We start from the raw sequence: 17,639 nt of genomic DNA on the forward strand, positions 1-17,639 counted from the left end.
ACCAGGAAGTTTGCAACAGAACCCGCTCAGGTCAGGTGAACTTTCAGACGAACGAACTCGTCGAGCGCACCCGGGTTCGCCAGAGCGTTGAGGTTTGCAATCGGCAGGCCGTGAATAGCGTTTCGCACGGCCAATTCGACGATCTTACCTGATCTTGTCCTGGGGATGTCTGCCACCTGCAGTATCTTCGCGGGCACGTGCCGCGGCGACGCGCCGGTCCTGATCCTTTGCCTAATCTTCGCTTCCAAAGCGGGGTCGAGTTCGCTTCCGGCGTCAAGGCGAACAAAAAGGACAACGCGCACGTCGTCGTCCCACTCCTGTCCAATGCATATCGCCTCAACGACCTCAGGAAGCTGTTCCACCTGATTGTAAATCTCCGCTGTCCCGATCCGCACTCCGCCAGGATTTAATGTGGCATCGGATCGACCGTGGATGATAAGGCCGTCATGCGAGGTCCATTCAGCGAAGTCGCCATGACACCATACATTCTCGAAGCGCGCAAAATAGGATGCTCGATACTTTGCTTGATCCGAGTCGTTCCAGAACCCGATCGGCATGCTCGGGAATGGTCTCGTGCAAACTAGTTCTCCCTTTTCGCCGCGGATCGGACTACCGTCCTCGTTCCAAACATCGACAGCCAAGCCAAGCCCCGGCCCCTGTATCTCTCCTCGCCAAACGGGAAGGGTCGGATTGCCCAGTACGAAGCACGAGATGATGTCGGTGCCACCGGACACCGAGGCGAGTTGAAGGTCTCGTTTGAGACCGTGGTAGACGTAGTTGAAACCTTCTCTCCCAAGGGGCGAGCCTGTGGAGGCGATAACTCGCAGGGCGCGGAGGTCGAAGTTCCCTTCTGCCTTGAATTGGGCTTTGCGGAGACTGTCGAGATACTTCGCCGAGGTACCGAAGAAGGTGAAATGCTCCTCTTCGGCATACTCCCAAAGAACCTCTGCGGCTGGGGCGAAGGGCGAACCATCATAGAGGCAGAGCGTAGCACCTGAAGCGAGAGCCGACGCGAGCCAGTTCCACATCATCCAGCCGCACGTCGTGAAATAGAAGACCTTGTCACCAGGCCTGATGTCGCAGTGCAGGCGGTGCTCCTTCACATGCTGGAGCAGGGTGCCTCCCGCGGAGTGAACGATGCATTTGGGCGCTCCCGTCGTACCCGAAGAGAACATGATATAGAGCGGGTGCGAAAACGGGAATTCAACGAACTGCACCTCTCTGGGCGGATGAACCTGTTTCACTTGGTCGTAGGTCGTACTGAGCTTAAGCGAGGCTGCCAGCGCCACCGCATCGCCGCCGTATGGGACAATAAGTGAACTGCAGTCGAACTTCTCAGCGAGGGTCCTGATCTTGTCCGAAACGTCGTGCCGCTTGCCGCCGTACCAGTAGGCGTCGCAAGCGATGAACAGCTTTGGTTCGATCTGGCTGAAGCGGTCGAACACGCCCTCCACGCCGAAGTCGGGCGAGCACGACGACCAGATAGCTCCCAACGAAGAGGCGGCGAGCATGCAAGCCACGGTCTCCGGTATGTTCGGCAACATAGCGGCGACACGATCTCCGGACACGATGCCCATGGCGATGAACGCCTGTTGCAAGGCGGACACCTCCGCCCTCAAGCGATCCCAGCTCCATCGATAGGCGATCTTGTCCTCTCCGCGGAAGACGATCGCATCCTCCGGACCACTGCGGCACAGGAGATTGCGGGCGAAGCTGAGCTTGCCATCAGGAAAGAAACGAGCCTGAAGCATGCTCGAGCCATCCACGAGCGTGCGCGCTCCCGGCGCTCCCTTGATGCCGCAGTAATCCCATAGCCCGCGCCAGAAGTCGCTTGGCTCATCCACGGACCACCGATGCAAATCCTGATGGTCACGAAGGTCAGTCCTAAAGGTATGCGAGCACCATTCCCGAAACGTATTCATCTCGGTATTGCGAGCGCGGTCCGTTGAAGGCGACCACGACGGATCGAGTTCGGGTAACGTCATGGGATTCTCCTGATCACCGTACTAAGCGCCGTCGACGGCGGCGATCTCGGCAATCGCCTGTCGAGCCATTACTCTCACCAGGTTTTCCCGGTACGCCCGGGAGCCATGGCGATCCTCGAAAAACTCAAGAGCCGACAAATCGATGGTGTCGACGACTGATGCTTCGAACTGGGCTTCCAGCTTACCCTCGAGTTCTTGCAGCCTAAAAGCGCCATCGGAGCCCACCCCGGTCACTGCAACGCGGACGTACGAATCCCCGCGACAGACGAATACGCCCGCCAAGGCATATCCTGACGCCGGATGAGGGAACTTGGCATAAGCCGCTCGCTCGGGCGCTTCGAACTCGATCGAGGTTATGAGTTCGTGTTCATCGAGCGCCGTTTCGAAAATGCCACGGAAAAAGTCCGAAGACCCGATCTCACGCCTGTCTGTATGAATAGTCGCATCCAATGCCAGGATCGCGGCGGGATAGTCGGCCGCCGGATCGTTGTTGGCCAGGGAACCGCCGATGGTTCCTCGGTTGCGCACATGGCGGTCGCCGATCTTTCCGGCGAGTCGGCCTAGCGCCGGGCATAGCTCCCGAATGCGTCTTTCGTTTGCGACGGCTGCGTGCGTCGCACCCGCCCCGACGGAGAGCCTGCGACCCTCGTTCGAGATTTCCCCGAAGGCGGGAAGGGAAGTCAGATCGATCAAGTCGCTCGGTGTGATCAAACCGAGCTTCATCGACGGCAGCAATGTCATGCCGCCCGCAAGGAACTTGGGATCGCTCGATGAAGCCAACATCGCGCTGATCAGGTCAATTGCCGACGGTCTGTGGAGGGTGAAGGGGTTCATGTGCAGCTCCTATGCCACTTTCGAAACGCTGCTCATGGCGTATTTCTCGGCAGCGTCGAGAATGGCGGACACGATGTTCTGGTATCCCGTGCAACGGCAAAGATTGCCCTTGAGCTCCTGCCTGACGGTCGCCTCGTCCAGAGGGCCCTGGGCCTTCTCGATGATGTCGATCGCCGTGATGATCAGGCCGGGGGTGCAATAGCCGCATTGAAGCGCATGGTGGCGATGAAACGCCTCCTGCACGCGATGGAGCCTCTCCCCGTGCGCCACGCCCTCGATCGTGGTGATAGAACACCCGTTCGCGCCCGCGGCGAGGGATGTGCAAGACTTCACGGTGTCGCCATCGATATTGACCACGCATGCTCCGCATTGGGTGGTGTCGCAGCCCACATGCGTTCCGGTCAGCCCGAGGTCTTCGCGAAGGAAGGTCACCAGCAGACGGTTGTCGTCGACGGTTTTCGTCACTTTCTTGCCGTTGACGACGGCTTCGATTCTGGTCATTTCGCTCCTCCCTGGGAATGCGTTCAGGCGCCGCGGGCGATCTCGGCGATGCGTTCGAAGAACTGGCCGGAGAGCTTTTTGGATGTGGATTCGATCAGCCTGCTCCCGAGCTGGGCCAGCTTGCCGCCGATGGCCGCGTCCACAGCGTAATGAATGGTGGTGCCGCCGTCCGTCTCTTCGAGCCGGACATTCGCTCCGCCTTTGGCGAACCCTGCGATACCGCCGCTTCCTTCGCCGGAAATTCGGTAACTTTCCGGGGCCTGCACATCCTGCAGCTTGACCCGGCCGTTGAACTTTGCCTTCACCGGACCGATCGCGATGGTCACGGTTGCCGCATAGCCCTCGTCGACCGCTTCGAGCGATTGGCATCCCGGGATCGCCTGGCGCAAAACGTCCGGGTCGTTGATGAGCGCCCAGACGGCCGCCCGCGGCTTTTCGACGAAGAAGTTGCCTTCGAGATTCATGTGCATTTCCTATTCATTGGGTTTGGGTGTGGGCCGCATGGAGCGCATCCCATAGCTTTCCCGGTGTCACGGGCATGTCGATGTCCAGCACGCCCGCCGGGCGAACCGCGTCCAGGACTGCGTTGACGATCGCCGCGGGGGTTCCGATCGTGCCGGACTCGCCGATGCCCTTCACACCCAGCGGATTGCTCTGGCTGGGTATTTCGATGAGTTTCGATCTGATCGTCGGCATGTGTTCGGCACGGGGAAGACAGTAGTCCATGAACGAGCCGCTGATGAGCTGACCCTCGTCGTCGTAGACGACTTCCTCGCAAAGCGCTTGCCCGAGGCCCTGGGCACAACCTCCATGGATTTGGCCTTCGCAGATCATGGGGTTCAAAGCCTTGCCGACATCGTCCACCGAAAAGAACCGATCGATGGTCACGACACCCGTGTCCGGGTCGACCTCCAGTTCGACGACTTGGCTGCCGTTGGGGAAGTTCGGTTGAGCGCCTGGCTTTCCGGCAGAAGTGCCTTCGCCGTACAAGCCGAGCGAAAACCGCATGACCGGACCAGCCGGGAGATAGAAGAACTTCGCCACGTTCTGGATGGGCATGCTTTCGTTGGAATTCCGAACCTTGAAAAGTCCGTCTTCGAAATAAACGTTCGCCTCCTCGGCCTTGAGCAGCAAGGCCGCCATTTTCGACGCCTTGACGATGACATCGTCGACGGCCCGCTTGAGGGCGGTGCCCCCGAGCATGGAACTGCGAGCCGCGAATGTTCCGCGACCAATCAGGACCTTATCGGTGTCACCCTGGACGAAGCGGATGTCCTTCTGGTCCATGGAGAGCCAATCGGCCACCATCTGCGTGAAGACGGTCGCGTGCCCTTGGCCATGGGAATGCGTGCCCGCTATGATGGTGAGGGTACCAGAAGGATCGAAACGCACTTCCATCCGCTCGTTCATCACGCCAGCGATCTCGATGTAGGACGTGATGGAGCGCCCCCTGAGCCGACCGCGTCTTGCGCTTTCCGTCTTGCGCGCCTCGTAGCCGATCCAGTCCGCGAGTTCGGCGCATTCATCGGCGAGCCGTTCGAATTCGCCGCTGTCATAGGTCAACCCTGCGGGGTTGGAATAAGGCATCTGGTCGGGTTTGACATAGTTGCGCCGGCGGAACTCACGAGGATCGATCCCGAGCTCGTAGGCGGCCTCGTCCATCAGGCGTTCGATCGCATAGGCCGCCTCTGGTCTTCCAGCGCCGCGATAGACCGACATCGGACAAATGTTGGTGAAGACTGCCTGCGTCTGCAAATCGACCGTCGGCACGTCATACGTGCCCGGTATGAGTTGCATCGAAAAGAAGAGCGGCGGCGTCGCAGTTCCCCAGAAATAGGCCCCCAGATTGTGGAACGCCCGGGCTCGGATGCCTAGAATCTTGCCGTCTGCGTCGAGAGCCAAATCCGCGTAGACTATCTGTCCCCGCCCCTGAGTGTCGGTCTGCATCGACTCCGAGCGTGTTGCGATCCATTTCACCGGACGCCGCACCCTGCGTGAGGCCCATAGAACAATGGCGTCTTCCGGATGGATGTGCGCCTTGAGGCCGAAGCCGCCGCCAACGTCTGGCGAGACAACCCTCAGCGTCGACTCGGGAATTTTCAACACGACGGAGGCCAGTACACGTCGAAATCCGTGAGGGTCCTGCGAACTTGTATAGAGAGTGAATGTATCGGTTCCGGTGTCGTAGTCTCCCAAACATCCCCTCGGCTCCAGCGACGCCGGTGTCACCCGGCCGCTCGCCAGCCGCCGGGATACAACGAGACTTGCCCGCTCGAACGACGCCGCAGTCTTTTCTGCATCACCGAATTTCAGATGCACGGAGAGGTTTCCTGTCTGGTTCTCCGGCCAGATGACAGGGGCTCCCTCCGCCAATGCGGCTTCAGCATCGACAACCGCAGCGAGGGGAGCGTATTCCACACACACGTGTTCCGCCGCGGCTCTGGCCTCATCGACCGTCTCGGCAATGACCACCGCAACGCGCTCGCCGACACAGCGGACGCGGTCGGCTACGAGTATGGGACGAAGTGTTGCGAAGCCTTTGGGGCCGCCCCAGACTTCAGGCATGAAGAAGGGTGGCACCGAGCCAAGACCGTCGGCAGCCACATCCGCTCCGGTCAGGACGGCGATCACTCCCGGCATCTCCGACGCCGCCGAAATGTCGATCGACAGAATGTCCGCATGTGCGTGGGGAGACAGTACCAACGCCGCATGACACTGCCGCGGCAGGGAAAAGTCATCGACGTACTTTCCCTCGCCAGTCAGAAAGCGGCGATCTTCGATCCGTAAGGCGGGTTTTCCTATCGTCATTTTGCTTCCTCCATCCTCCCAGAACGATCAGTTGTCGGCCAATACGGCGGCGAGCAGGCTGTTGACATGCGGTGCCGCCTCGAAGAGCGGGATGTGGGCCGCTCCGGGGATTGTCGTTACCGCGACACCTCCCAGGGCGGCTGCGAGTGCTTCCGAGGCGGCGCGGGGCGTTGCCTCGTCGAATTCGCCGAGGGCGATCGTTACAGGCATTCGCAGGGCAGAGGCGTGCGCCCTGCAATCAGCATCGGCAAGGGCTTCGCATGAAGCGGCATAGCCCTCGTCCGGAGTCCGCGAGAGCATTGTCGCAAGTGCCCGCCCCCCCACGGATTGCTGAAAGCCTGGGGTCGTCCATCTCGACAGAACCGCCTCCGCAATGGATGGCAGACCATCCTCGCGGCATTTTTTGGCGCGCTCGCGCCACATCGGCGGATTTAGGCTGACGAGATTCGAATCCAGGAGCGTGAGGGTCTTCACCCGATCCGGACGCCCGGCCGCGAACGCCTGGGCGACAAGGCCGCCGATCGAAATGCCGCAGACATGATAGCTATCCAGGTTCAAGGACGCGACGATCGCGTGGACATCGTCGGCCAGGGATTGAATCGAGACCGCGGACCGTGACACCTCACTCAGTCCGTGCCCCCTCAAGTCGGGGCAAACAATGAAGTTGTCCGCGGACAGGGCCTGGACCTGCTTCTCCCAAACGCTGGCGCAAGTGCCCAGCGAATGGATGAGTATCAGAGCAGGTTTGGCGGGATTGCCATGGGTTTCGGCGTGGAGGACGTGGTCCTCAAATTCCACGAACATTCTCAGAATTCCTGGTTGAGTTGGACGAGCGCCTTCTCGACGACGGCGGTCTGTGCTTCCGGAGCCGCTTGCTCCCTTTCCAGCCGGCTGATTTCCAGCGAGGAATCCACCACCAGTTTGCAGCGCCCGTAGCGGCGCGACATGAATGCATCCAGCGCGGTTGCGACATCCGGAGCTTTCGAAACCTCCTGTGCCAATACGAGGCCGTCTTCGATCCCCATGCCGGCGCCGGAGGCGAGTTGCGGTGTGGTGGCGTGTGCCGCGTCGCCGATCAATACGACATTGCCGTTGCTCCAGTTCCCGTCCACGAAAACCGTTTCGAGCGGCCGGCAGATGATGTTCGACGTCTCCTTCAAGGCCTGACGGACCTCGGCCAACACACCCCCGTAGCCCTCCATGAGGTCATGGAGGATCTGGTGCTGTCCTGCCTCGTCGCGGCGCAGCGGCTCCCGCTGTGCTTCTAGGTAGAACATGTACATCTGGTTCTTCGAGACCGGGTTCAAGCCTACCTTCGCGCGACCACCGAGGAAGAAGGTACGCCGTCCGATCGACGGATGCCTTTCGGTCATCAGCCGCCAGCAGAGCTGTCCGGCGTAACGTGGGGCGGAGGTCTGCGGAAACAGGCGTGTGCGCGTCTCCGAGTAAATGCCGTCGGCACCGACGATCAGATCGTATTCGGCGACTTTGCCGTTTCCGAAGCGAACTTGGCTCCTGGTCTTCCCGGAAACGATGCTTTCGACTTCCACGCCGAGGAGCGGCGCAACGCCGATCTTCTGCAGGCGGCGTTGCATGATGTGATGAAGAACCGGACGGAGGATGCCGCCAGCGCTCGGAATGCCACCGAGCGCCTCGTTCGTTGTATCCACGGTGAACAGGTGTTTGCCCTGCGCCGAGCAGATGTCGATGCCGTCGGCCGCATAGCCTTCCTCCAGCACCTCGTCGAGTATGCCCAGCCGCCCCATCGCTCGCAGCGTCGGCCCCGTAATCGTGATGCCCGCCCCGTAGACCTTCCACTGCGGATCGCGCTCGCAGAGATCGACGGCGATCCCTCGGTCGCGCAGTGCGATCGAGGCGGCCATGCCGGCTATCCCCCCGCCCAAGACAAGGATTTTGATGTCTTTCAGCATTCAGGCCACCTTCACGTTTTCGCCGACGAAGTGACCGATTCCGATACCCGTGTACCAGTCGTTCACTGCCTTGTAGAAGGCGCGCTTAAACTGCAGGCCGGAGACTTCGGCCGTGCCCATCGCCGCCATCCACATCCGGATTTCTTCGGCACCGTTGCCCGCGGTATGGACGAAGTCAGTGGCATAGGCGATCACCTTGTCAGGATCGCCCGCCTCGAGCAGCTGGAGGAGGTTCTCATCGAATTCCCGATTGACCATGCCCATGCGCGGCGTCGCTATATCGTGGCTGATGCCGCCTGTCGCCAGGATCGCGACGCGCTCGACGCCTTCGTATTCGCGGATCGCCTTGCCGAGGAACCGACCGAAATTGTAGCACCGACGCATCGTCGGCATCGGCGGCTGGACGCAGTTGAAGAGAACCGGAACGATCGGCAGGTCGGGATCTAGGCCCGCCAGCTCGAGCGGCGTCAATGATCCGTGGTCGAGCACCATGTCCATGGAGAACGCCGGATCGAAGTCGGCTTGCAATGCGGCTTGCAGAAGGTACGAGCCGAAGGCCTGGTCTCCCTGGAACGTTCTGCGCTTTGCCTTGAGCCAGTGCTCGATCGGGCTCTCGTAGCTTTCGCCCGTCCCGATGCAGAGGGCAGGAAAGTTGTCGAGGAAGAAGTTGTGCAGATGGTCGTTCGAAAGAACGATCAGGGCGTCGGGTTTACCGGACTCGAAGTCGCGACCCATGTCCTCGTAGGCCCCGAAGATTTCGTTGCGAAGTTCCGCCGGAATCCGGTCCGGGAAGTTGAGCATGACGGGCGTGTGGCTCGCCGTATAGATTCCGGTTATTTCAGCCATTTGTCGTCTCCTTCTTTCATGAGGCTGCGCAGTGCGGCGAGCGAAACGTCCTCGGGGATTTTCACGCCGATGCAATGCGCCCGCAGGAGATAGGGGTTGACGCCGGCTTCATAGAGCGCGGCCACATCGTTGCCGCTGATCTTCGCCTTCATCTCGGCGGTCAGCTTGTAGCGGGAGAGGTATTGGTCCTTGTCCTGATTGTAGGCTGCCAGGTCGTCGGGCTTGTGATGCAGCTCGAAGAGGACCTTGTCCAAAAGGTAGGCCTCCGTCGTCGGCATCATCAATCGCCAGTTGCTCATGGTTTTTCCTTTCGTGTCATTGCAGGCGCTGTTCGATCCAGCGCACAATGGTGGGAACCGTATGTGGCCCGAACCCCATGTGGCCGCCGGGAAAGAGGCGCACCGTCTTGGGGCTGCCATGCTCGAGAAGCAGGTGAATGTCCGCGATGGGGCACTGCCTGTCGTCCTTGCCGTTTACAAGAAGCAGCGGCGCGGAGGGACGGTCGAGAATGCCCTGGTCGAGCAGGGACAGGATCCGGAAACCTTCGGCGTATTCCTCGTCGTTCGACGCGCCGAGCATCCGGCTGCGGGTTTCGACCAATTCCATGAGGTAGCTGTCGGGGTACCTGGACTGTTCGACCCAGTCGCGCTGGAACATATAGTGGACGCCGCCACCCCAGTTCACGGCACCGCGAAGCGCATCCGGAATGAGATGGGCGAGTTTCGTCGCCCAATGGCCGCCAAACGATCGTCCGATAAGAACCAAGCGAGTGCCGTCGAGGTCCTCGTTCTGCCGAGCCCACTCGATGACCGGAAGAAACTGTTTCTCGCCATCGGCTTTGGCCTTGATGGGCGACTCCCCGGTCCCAACGTTGTCCATGGCAATGGACGCGATGCCCGCTGCCGCCAGCTGTGAGGAGAGCTCGGTCATCTCCTCTTTCCAGGCATCGACACCGCCCCACATAATGACGACAGGCGGCTTGGCGACATCAGTCGGCTTCCTCACATAGAAGCGCACGCGGTCACCATGAGTCCCTTCCTGAAAAGGAACCGTCACGGGTTCGATCGGTGGCTCGGCCAATCGGCCGAAATTGCCGTACGCCTCGAGCTCCAGTTCGTAGCTGGCCAACTTGTGGGGGTGGTTGGGACACGGGAAGCGCCCGAGGAAAAAGAACCCATAGGCTTGATAGTAGGCGGCACGAGCGGCCTCGAGGTCGCCGCGCTCTTCGGCCAACCGACCGTTGGCGAGGAATTCCTTACCGGATGCGACCCACGATTTTGCCCAGTTCGCACCGTCGAGGCCTTCGAGCCGATCGATAGCCCTGATTGTCTCCGCCGGGTCGGTGAGACCGAGGGGATGCACCCGCTTGCCAAGACGGTCCTTCATCCATGCCTTGGCGTTCTCAAGGCTCCTAGGCCCGCCGGGATCGGTTGTCACGTTCTGTACGTTCATTCCTTGAACTCCGAATTCATTGCAGTCTGGAAAATGTTTCCCTCAAGCCATCGGCGGTCTCCAAGGGAAGGCTCAGCGAGGTGAGCGCCTTCGCCACAACGGAGACGGAGGCGGCGTTCGAGGGAGCGATCGCGCCCGTCGGAAGATGGAGATTGTTCTCGAACCCGATCCGCGCGTTGCCGCCAAGGAGTGCGGAGGCCACGACGCAGGCAGCTTCATGTTGCCCGAAGGCGCAGACGCTCCAATGTGGCGCGTCATCGGTCCGTACGAATGGCAGAACGTCCGCCGGAATGGAGGTTTGGCTAGCGCTATAACGCCCGAGTACATACAGCAAGGGGACCTGATCGCTGACAAGGCCGCGCGACCGCATGTCGCGAAGAGCCTCCTGGTCAACCTGGTCATACAGGATGATCTGCGGTGTGACGCCTTCCCGCGACATCCACTCCATAAGCCTTGCGAAGGGTCTCTCGTCGCTCTCGTCGCGGACGATCTCCCGCAGCGCGATAGAGGCCGCTTCCGGCCTGACCGCGCGGACGGTCTCGATCATCTCTGATGGAGAATAGATGCCCAGGGATTCAGTGGTGATCTGCACCACGAGTTCCCGACCGACTTGCCGTCTGATCGCGCTCGTCGCCTCGCGATAGGCCTCGGCGTCGAGCGAATGACGGCCTCGATCGTCCCGGACATGCACGTGGATGAGACTGGCTCCCGCATCCCGGCACTCGGCGGCGCAGCGCGCCAACTCGTCTGCCGACAGCGGCAGGGCCGGGTGGTCGGCCTTGGTCTTCCGTCCGCCGTTTGGGGCAACGGAAACCATGACCCTACGCTGCTCTGAAGAGCCAGCCTCATCCCGTGAGGGTATGTCTTGGAAGGACATGGTCATGAGGAAAATCCGCCGTCGACCATGATGGCCGACCCATTCGTGTAGCGACTGCGATCGGAGGCCAGGAAGCAGACTGCTTCGGCGACCTCTTCAGGCTTGGCATGACGGCCCAAGGGTATTTGCTCGTCGAAGAAGGCTCCGGCATCCCGGCCGAGGACGACCGACATGGTCTTCTCGGCAGTACGCATGAACTCATTGTCGACCGGACCTGGATTGACGGTATTGACTCGAATGCCGCGATGGCCGAGCTCCTTCGACAACCCCCTCATCAGTCCGGTGAGAGCGTGCTTCGCCATGACATACGAGCAGTTCCCGGGAACTCCCTTCAGGCCGACGATGCTCGACATGATGACGATGCTGCCGCCGTCGCGCATATGAGGCACGGCATACTTGCAAGTATAGAAGCCGCCATAGACGTGTGTCTTGATGATCTTGTCGAACATGTCCTCTGGATAGTCTGCGATTGGGCTAAGCGGTCCATCGTTGCCCGCATTGCTGAAGAGGACGTCGATGGGGCCGAACGCTTCTACCGTTTGCAGAATAAAGTCGCGAACCTGTGCAGGGTCCGTGACGTCGGCCACGCAGGACCCCGTCCGTGCTGGATCGAATTCCCGAGCGACCTCGGCGAGCCTGGCGGCATTGAAGTCAACCAGCATCACCTTCGCGCCTTCGCCTGCGAGCAGTTTCGCCGTGGCGAGGCCGATGCTTCCCGCCGCGCCAGTCACGATGCAGGTTTTGTTTTCCACAAGTCCCATCACAAACTCCTACCGGGCATTTCTTCGGCCATCAGTGTTGCGGGCTGGGCGGGCGCGATCCGCATCCTGGTGGACAGGAGGGCGCGGATGCATGGCCATAGACCCTTGGGGGCGACGAGGATGGTGGCAATAGCCACGATTCCCATCGCGGTGAGGTGCCAGCTGCCGGAAAGGCCAAAACCTACCATCATCAGTTGGCGCAGGCCGTAGTAGAGCAGCGTGCCGACGACAGGCCCGCCGATCGTGCCGATACCCCCGACGATCACGATGAAGATCATCGTCACCACCCAGTTCACATCGAAACCGCTCGACACCGTGACGAACATCGCGCCCGAATAGTTTATTGCCCCCGCCAGGCCGCAGACGGCTCCGACGGTAAGCAAAGCGATAAGGCGGTTTCGACGGACATCGACCCCGATGCTGACGGCCGCGAGTTCGTTGTCACGGACGCCCATCATCGCCAGCCCCGTTGGAGACCGCATCAGGAGGCCGATCCCGAAGACCGTAATGATGGCGAGGCCGGCGCTCAGCCAGAACGTGATTCTCAGAAACAGGTCGAAGTCGAGGTCGCGCGTCGCCTCGAGCGTGAGCCCGGTGACGTTACCCAGATTGGGGGCTATGAGTACCAGCATCGCGACGACCTCTGCGATGACCCAGGTGCTGATGGAGAAATAGGCGTCGCGCAGCCGAAGCAGGAGCACCGAGCTGAGAGCTGCAAGCGCCATTCCCGCAAGCGGCCCCGCGACGAGCGCCGGATAGGGCGAAACTCCCAACGCATTGGATGTGTAGATCGCCGCATAAGCGCCCAGGCCCACGAAGGCCTGCAGTCCTAGCGACACGAGGCCCACATACCCGGCCATCAGGTTCCAGGCGCTCGCCATGGCGAGCATCAGGCATGCCTCGCCGACCACCGCGGTGACGCCTTCGTCCGCAAGCAACGGCATCGTGGTTGCTGCGACGACAGCGAGAATGAAGATCGAGATTTCGGAATGTCGCCTGGTCATGCCCGCGCTCCAAAGAAGCCGTTCGGGCGCGCAAGCATGAACGCCAGAAAGAGGAGGTGAGCGTAGAGAAAGCCGGCATTCGGGTTGAGCTTGAGGCCGACGAGTTGGGCTATCCCCAAGGCGATGCCGCCGAGCATGGCTCCCCAGAACGAGCCCAAGCCGCCAAGTACGACCACTTCGAAGGAAATGAGAAGCCGCTCAACGCCGGAGAACGGCGTGAAGGTCGTGCGCATGGCAAGCAAGACGCCTGCCACTCCCGCCAATGCGAACGAGATGCCCGTGACAAGGCTGTAGACGCGGTCCGGCGTAATGCCCATGACCCTGGCGATCTCCGGATTGTCCGCGGTCGCGCGAACCATACGCCCGAACTTCGTCTTCTTGAGCGCGAATTCGAGGCCCAGGAAGAGAGCAATAGCTATGAGCATGGTCGTGACTGGGAGAACGCCAATCTTCATTCCGGCGATGTCAAAGCTCTGTTGCGCGAAATCGCCCTGCTTGATCATCCTTGGGCTCACGCCGAACCCTTCCGCCATCATGTTGCGCGCGACCACGGAGATGCCGAATGTCAGCAACAATGGGGCGACCATGTTGTTGAGCTTTAGCGCACGATTGATCAGCCCTGCCTGCAGCACATACCCCAAAGCGAACGAAACGGCCGTCACGGGAACAATGAGCAGCAGCGGGTGCAGGAACGGCAGTAGTGTCGATGCGCCCAGTCCGATGAACGCCGCCAGGGCGATGAACTCGCCATGGGCAATGTTCACGATGCGAGTGACACCGAACACGAGCGCGAGGCCGACACCGAACAAGCCGTAAAGCCCGCCCAGGAGTGCGCCGTTGATGATCGTCGAGACCCAGGTCAATGCATCATCTCCCCCAAACCAAAATAGGCACGCGCCAACTGCTCGTCGGTCAGGTCGGCACTGTTCCCATGAAGGGTCATCCGCCCTTCGAGTAGGCAATAAAGTCGGCTAGCGAACGATCGAGCACGATGTACGTCCTGTTCGACAAGGACAATGGAAGTCCCGTAACGTGAGATCGCCTCGAAAGATCGGTAGATTGCTTCCACCGCCACCGGGGCCAGCCCGAGCGATATTTCATCGCAGAGCAGAACTCTGGGGTTCGACATGAGCGCGCGGCCGATTGCCACCAGCCCCTGCTGCCCGCCGGAAAGCGTGTTCGGACGCTGTGAACGCCGCTCTTCGAGCAAGGGAAACAGCTCGAAAATGGACTCGAGGTTCCAGTGTCCGGGTCGCCCGGAGAATGCGCCGATCTTGAGATTTTCCTCCACATCCAGCGACGGAAAGAGCGCGCGCCCCTCGGGCACCAGAGCGACGCCGGAACGCGCGATGTCCTCGACCTTCCGACGCGTGATCTCCTTCCCGTCATAGGTCACACGACCTTCAACTCGGCCAACAAGACCGGCTATGCTGCGAAGCAAAGTCGTCTTGCCAGCGCCGTTCGCCCCGACGACTGCGACGCATTCGCCCGCGTCCAACGACAGCGACAGACCGTGCAGCGCGCGCAGATCGCCGTGGAACGCTTCCAGATTTTCGACCTCAAGCAGCTTCATCGGCGGGTATTCCCATGTAGATTTCGCGAACGAGCGCGCTGTTCATCACATCGTCAGGGAGGCCCTCCATGACCTTTCGTCCGAAATTGAGAACCATGACGCGGTCCGCGACGGCCTTGAGCGCGTGCGGAATGTGCTCGATCCAGATGATCGAGTGCATGGCCTTCAGCTCCTGGATCAGCTCGATCAGTGACGCAGTCTCGGCGTCGGTGAGTCCGCCGGCTATTTCGTCGAGCAGCAGGAGGCGAGCGTTCGAGGCGAGGGCTTTCGCGAGTTCCAGACGCTTTCTGTCGAGCAGGCGGAGCTTGCCCGCATGCATGTCCGTCACTCCGGAAAGCCCGGTCCGCCGAAGGGCTTCCGTAGCCAGCTCCCGGGCGCGCGCGCCGCGCAAACGGGCGGCGGAGTAGGACGCCAGGAGCACGTTCTCGTTCACCGTCAGATTCTCGAAACATTGCGGTATTTGGAATGCCCTGACGACACCCATTGAAGGGCGTCGATGAGGAGACAACTCGGACAGCTCGTTGCCGTCGAGCACAATGGAGCCGCTGTCCTGCCGGACCACCCCGGTGAGCAGATGGAACAATGTACTCTTTCCGGCTCCGTTCGGTCCGATCACGCCCAGGCAGCCGCGATGCGGCAGTTCCAAGTCGATGTCATCGGCGACGACAATCGACCCGTAGCGCTTCTTGAGACCTGATATGCGCAGCAGCACATCGCTCGCGGCCATTTCCTTCAGCTCCGAATCTTCGAGAGCGGCACCAACTCGGCCGTGGGCGTCACGCCACTCGTGCCGGCGTTCACGATGACAAGCTCGAAGGGGAATTTGCCGTCCTTGGTCTTGCGCCATTGACCGCCGACGAGTTTTTGGATCGCGACGTTCTTCACGGGCGATCCCGCGAAATCCAAGGGGCCGACGACCGTGTCGACTTTGAGCGAGGCGATGGAGTCCCGGATCGATTTGTTATCCTTGGGATCGGACGCACCTCTAAGGGCCGCGAAACCAACCTCCCAAAGCGAGTGGGAGATGCCAAGCGGCTGCGTCCACTGCGCGCCCGTGTCCTGTTCGAACTCGTCGGCCAGTTCCCGCGCGCTCTGCCCGGTCATCGAAGACTTGTAAGGGAGAGCGGGGTTCCAAAGGACCTCGGTCGACATGCCGTCGCCGAGATCGCCGAGGCCCTCGAGCGCGCTGGGGAAGAGGAACGGACCTGCGACGGTTACCGCCTCAGGTTGGAAGCCGTTCTGCGCAGCCTGGTTCCAGAAGGTTGCAAAGTGATTGGGATAGCAGCTGCCAGACAAAATGCCGACGTCGCCGCCGATCAACTCGGCTATCTGATTGGTGAAGTCATCGTTGTTTAGCTGGAAGAAGCCTGTGTTGACTTCGGTGTAGCCGTTCTTCTGCAGGAGAACCGGCAGGCCATGCTGACGATCGGCGAATCCGCGCGCCGCGGCGGAGTCCATGTAGATCGTTCCGACCTTCTTGTTGGTCTGCATTCCGTTCCACATATCGGTGTAGAGTTTGAAAACGTCACCCGCGCCGATGCAATAGTGGAAGGTGAAGGGGAAGCCCTTGTCTGGAGCGCCGTGCCTCCCAAACACCCAGGCTTCCCAAGGCGACAAAGTCGAAATCATCGGTACGCCACGGGCATCCGCGAGTTCGGCTGCAGCGCCCGAAGAATTGTCGCCGTCGTCGGTAAGAATCAGGTCGCACTTCTCGCGCAGGACGAGATCGCGCGCCGCCACGGCCGTCTGGTTGGGGTCGGACTGGTTATCCTTTACGATGATCTCGACGGCATAATTCGTTCCGCCGATATCGAGGCCATTGGCCACAGATTTTTGAACGCGTTCAACAATCCATGAATCTACGGCCCCGAAATCCGATCTCAGACCAGATATGCTCGCCAGCATGCCGATCTTCAGGGAGCGCGTTTCAGTCCGGGCGAGGAGGGGAGCCGGAAATTGGGCGATAGCTCCTGCGGCAATCGCTCCACCGATCCTGGCGAGTGCGCCTCTTCTGGTCAGCTGCGTGTCGGATTTGTCGTGTTTCGGCATGTTCCGATCCTCCCAGATCACGTGCGATTTCGCCCTGTCATGCGCTTTCTCGGCAACGGAAACTCGGTCGCGCGGGCGGTCGTCCACGCGGTTGGTCGCTACCGAAACTAGCCTACTGACGCCTCCTGCTCGCGCTTGTCGACATCCTCTCGTCGACAATAAAATGAGCACGCTCAATTTTGTGATACAGCGAACGACAATTGTCAATACTGATCATGATCAATATTTTTGAGAGGCATGGCTTTCCCCGCCATGTCGGGCAGCTTCGATCAGGCCAGGGCTTCTGGTCGGGGAGAGAGGCCCTTCATGAGGACCTTGAGTTGGTGCCCGAGATGCTCCATGGCGGAGTCAAGGTTCAGGTCGTCCGTAGAAAGCCAGCGGCGAAGGTCGACCTGGTAGATCGCGAAGATCGTTTGTGCGATGGCTTGCGTCGATTCGTCGGAATGGATGACGCGGGCGACGCTTGCCTCTTCGATCAGGCGTTCCAACAGACCGCTCAGCCGTTCGCGGGTCCTCATGAAACGCTCGGCCTGTTTGCCAGACTGATAGAAATACATTTCCCGGAGAGCCTGCCTGGAAAGTACTGGAAGTCTCGAGAAGTATTCGTAGTGGATGCCTAGGATCGCCATGATGTTCTGAAATAGCGATCGCTCGGTCGAGCATGCTTGGATCGATCGATTCACGCAGTCTTCGAGGTCGTCGTTGACGATGAGAAAGAGAAGGTCGCGCTTGGTTTCGGCGTAGACGAACACCGTCCCCAGGCCGACGCCCGCCGCGCTGGCGATCTCCCGGGTCGTCGTGTCGTCGAAACCTTTCGACACGAAAAGTTCTAGAGCCGAGGACTTGATCCTCCTCAGCTTGTCGTTCTTGTTCCGCTCGCGGGTGCCAATCTTCCGCGACTTGTCCAGCGCTGCGTCCAACTCGATCTCCCATGCCGCCATTTACTCACGATAATGGTGCAATGGGTTTCCGTATCAAGTTTCTTGAGCGCGTTCAAAGAAAATCAGAAGGCAACCCG

Annotated in this window: 18 protein-coding genes; all 18 read right to left on the reverse strand. The window is 60.5% G+C overall.

Going from position 1 to position 17,639, the window contains the following annotated elements:
* Positions 1 to 26 precede the first annotated feature (26 nt).
* On the reverse strand, positions 27 to 1,985 hold the full coding sequence (locus RTCIAT899_RS25060) for an acetoacetate--CoA ligase (protein ID WP_015342619.1): 1,959 nt from the start codon (positions 1,983 to 1,985) through the stop codon (positions 27 to 29).
* A gap of 21 nt (positions 1,986 to 2,006) precedes the next feature.
* Positions 2,007 to 2,819, reverse strand: a complete 813-nt coding sequence (locus RTCIAT899_RS25065; RefSeq protein WP_015342620.1) for an FAD binding domain-containing protein — start codon at positions 2,817 to 2,819, stop codon at positions 2,007 to 2,009.
* A 9-nt stretch (positions 2,820 to 2,828) separates the two neighbouring features.
* On the reverse strand, positions 2,829 to 3,320 hold the full coding sequence (locus RTCIAT899_RS25070; protein ID WP_015342621.1) for a (2Fe-2S)-binding protein: 492 nt from the start codon (positions 3,318 to 3,320) through the stop codon (positions 2,829 to 2,831).
* A 23-nt stretch (positions 3,321 to 3,343) separates the two neighbouring features.
* Positions 3,344 to 3,784 carry an SRPBCC family protein gene (locus tag RTCIAT899_RS25075; protein WP_015342622.1) on the reverse strand — a complete coding sequence of 147 codons (441 nt, stop codon included), beginning with the start codon at positions 3,782 to 3,784 and terminating at the stop codon, positions 3,344 to 3,346.
* A 13-nt stretch (positions 3,785 to 3,797) separates the two neighbouring features.
* Positions 3,798 to 6,128, reverse strand: a complete 2,331-nt coding sequence (locus RTCIAT899_RS25080) for a xanthine dehydrogenase family protein molybdopterin-binding subunit (RefSeq protein ID WP_015342623.1) — start codon at positions 6,126 to 6,128, stop codon at positions 3,798 to 3,800.
* Between the two features lie 27 nt (positions 6,129 to 6,155).
* On the reverse strand, positions 6,156 to 6,932 hold the full coding sequence (locus RTCIAT899_RS25085; protein WP_015342624.1) for an alpha/beta fold hydrolase: 777 nt from the start codon (positions 6,930 to 6,932) through the stop codon (positions 6,156 to 6,158).
* Between the two features lie 2 nt (positions 6,933 to 6,934).
* Entirely contained in the window at positions 6,935 to 8,059 is a 1,125-nt protein-coding gene (locus RTCIAT899_RS25090) for an FAD-dependent monooxygenase (protein WP_015342625.1), read from the reverse strand.
* The gene (locus tag RTCIAT899_RS25095) at positions 8,060 to 8,905 is read right to left on the reverse strand and encodes a DODA-type extradiol aromatic ring-opening family dioxygenase (protein ID WP_015342626.1); all 846 of its coding nucleotides are present in this window, start codon (positions 8,903 to 8,905) and stop codon (positions 8,060 to 8,062) included.
* Entirely contained in the window at positions 8,893 to 9,204 is a 312-nt protein-coding gene (locus RTCIAT899_RS25100; RefSeq protein ID WP_015342627.1) for a subunit of meta cleavage enzyme, read from the reverse strand. The genes RTCIAT899_RS25095 and RTCIAT899_RS25100 overlap by 13 nt, the downstream gene beginning before the upstream one ends.
* Before the next feature lie 16 nt (positions 9,205 to 9,220).
* A complete protein-coding gene (locus tag RTCIAT899_RS25105) occupies positions 9,221 to 10,357 on the reverse strand; it encodes an alpha/beta hydrolase family protein (RefSeq protein WP_015342628.1) in 1,137 nt (378 codons plus the stop codon).
* 16 nt (positions 10,358 to 10,373) lie between these two features.
* Entirely contained in the window at positions 10,374 to 11,234 is an 861-nt protein-coding gene (locus tag RTCIAT899_RS25110) for a beta-keto acid cleavage family enzyme (RefSeq protein WP_135488129.1), read from the reverse strand.
* Between the two features lie 2 nt (positions 11,235 to 11,236).
* Entirely contained in the window at positions 11,237 to 11,995 is a 759-nt protein-coding gene (locus RTCIAT899_RS25115) for an SDR family NAD(P)-dependent oxidoreductase (protein WP_015342630.1), read from the reverse strand.
* Complete coding sequence (locus RTCIAT899_RS25120; protein WP_015342631.1) at positions 11,995 to 12,999, reverse strand: branched-chain amino acid ABC transporter permease; 1,005 nt, start codon at positions 12,997 to 12,999, stop codon at positions 11,995 to 11,997. The genes RTCIAT899_RS25115 and RTCIAT899_RS25120 overlap by 1 nt, the downstream gene beginning before the upstream one ends.
* Positions 12,996 to 13,862, reverse strand: coding sequence for a branched-chain amino acid ABC transporter permease (locus RTCIAT899_RS25125; protein WP_015342632.1), 867 nt, complete (start codon positions 13,860 to 13,862; stop codon positions 12,996 to 12,998). The genes RTCIAT899_RS25120 and RTCIAT899_RS25125 overlap by 4 nt, the downstream gene beginning before the upstream one ends.
* Entirely contained in the window at positions 13,859 to 14,572 is a 714-nt protein-coding gene (locus RTCIAT899_RS25130; protein ID WP_015342633.1) for an ABC transporter ATP-binding protein, read from the reverse strand. The genes RTCIAT899_RS25125 and RTCIAT899_RS25130 overlap by 4 nt, the downstream gene beginning before the upstream one ends.
* Positions 14,559 to 15,299, reverse strand: coding sequence for an ABC transporter ATP-binding protein (locus RTCIAT899_RS25135; protein WP_015342634.1), 741 nt, complete (start codon positions 15,297 to 15,299; stop codon positions 14,559 to 14,561). Before RTCIAT899_RS25135 ends, RTCIAT899_RS25130 begins: the two co-directional genes overlap by 14 nt.
* A 5-nt stretch (positions 15,300 to 15,304) precedes the next feature.
* Positions 15,305 to 16,621 carry an ABC transporter substrate-binding protein gene (locus RTCIAT899_RS25140; protein WP_015342635.1) on the reverse strand — a complete coding sequence of 439 codons (1,317 nt, stop codon included), beginning with the start codon at positions 16,619 to 16,621 and terminating at the stop codon, positions 15,305 to 15,307.
* 269 nt (positions 16,622 to 16,890) lie between these two features.
* Positions 16,891 to 17,541 carry a TetR/AcrR family transcriptional regulator gene (locus tag RTCIAT899_RS31770; RefSeq protein WP_161624414.1) on the reverse strand — a complete coding sequence of 217 codons (651 nt, stop codon included), beginning with the start codon at positions 17,539 to 17,541 and terminating at the stop codon, positions 16,891 to 16,893.
* Positions 17,542 to 17,639: the final 98 nt, after the last annotated feature.

Source organism: Rhizobium tropici CIAT 899, assembly GCF_000330885.1.
In the GTDB taxonomy this organism is placed as follows: Bacteria; Pseudomonadota; Alphaproteobacteria; order Rhizobiales; family Rhizobiaceae; genus Rhizobium; species Rhizobium tropici.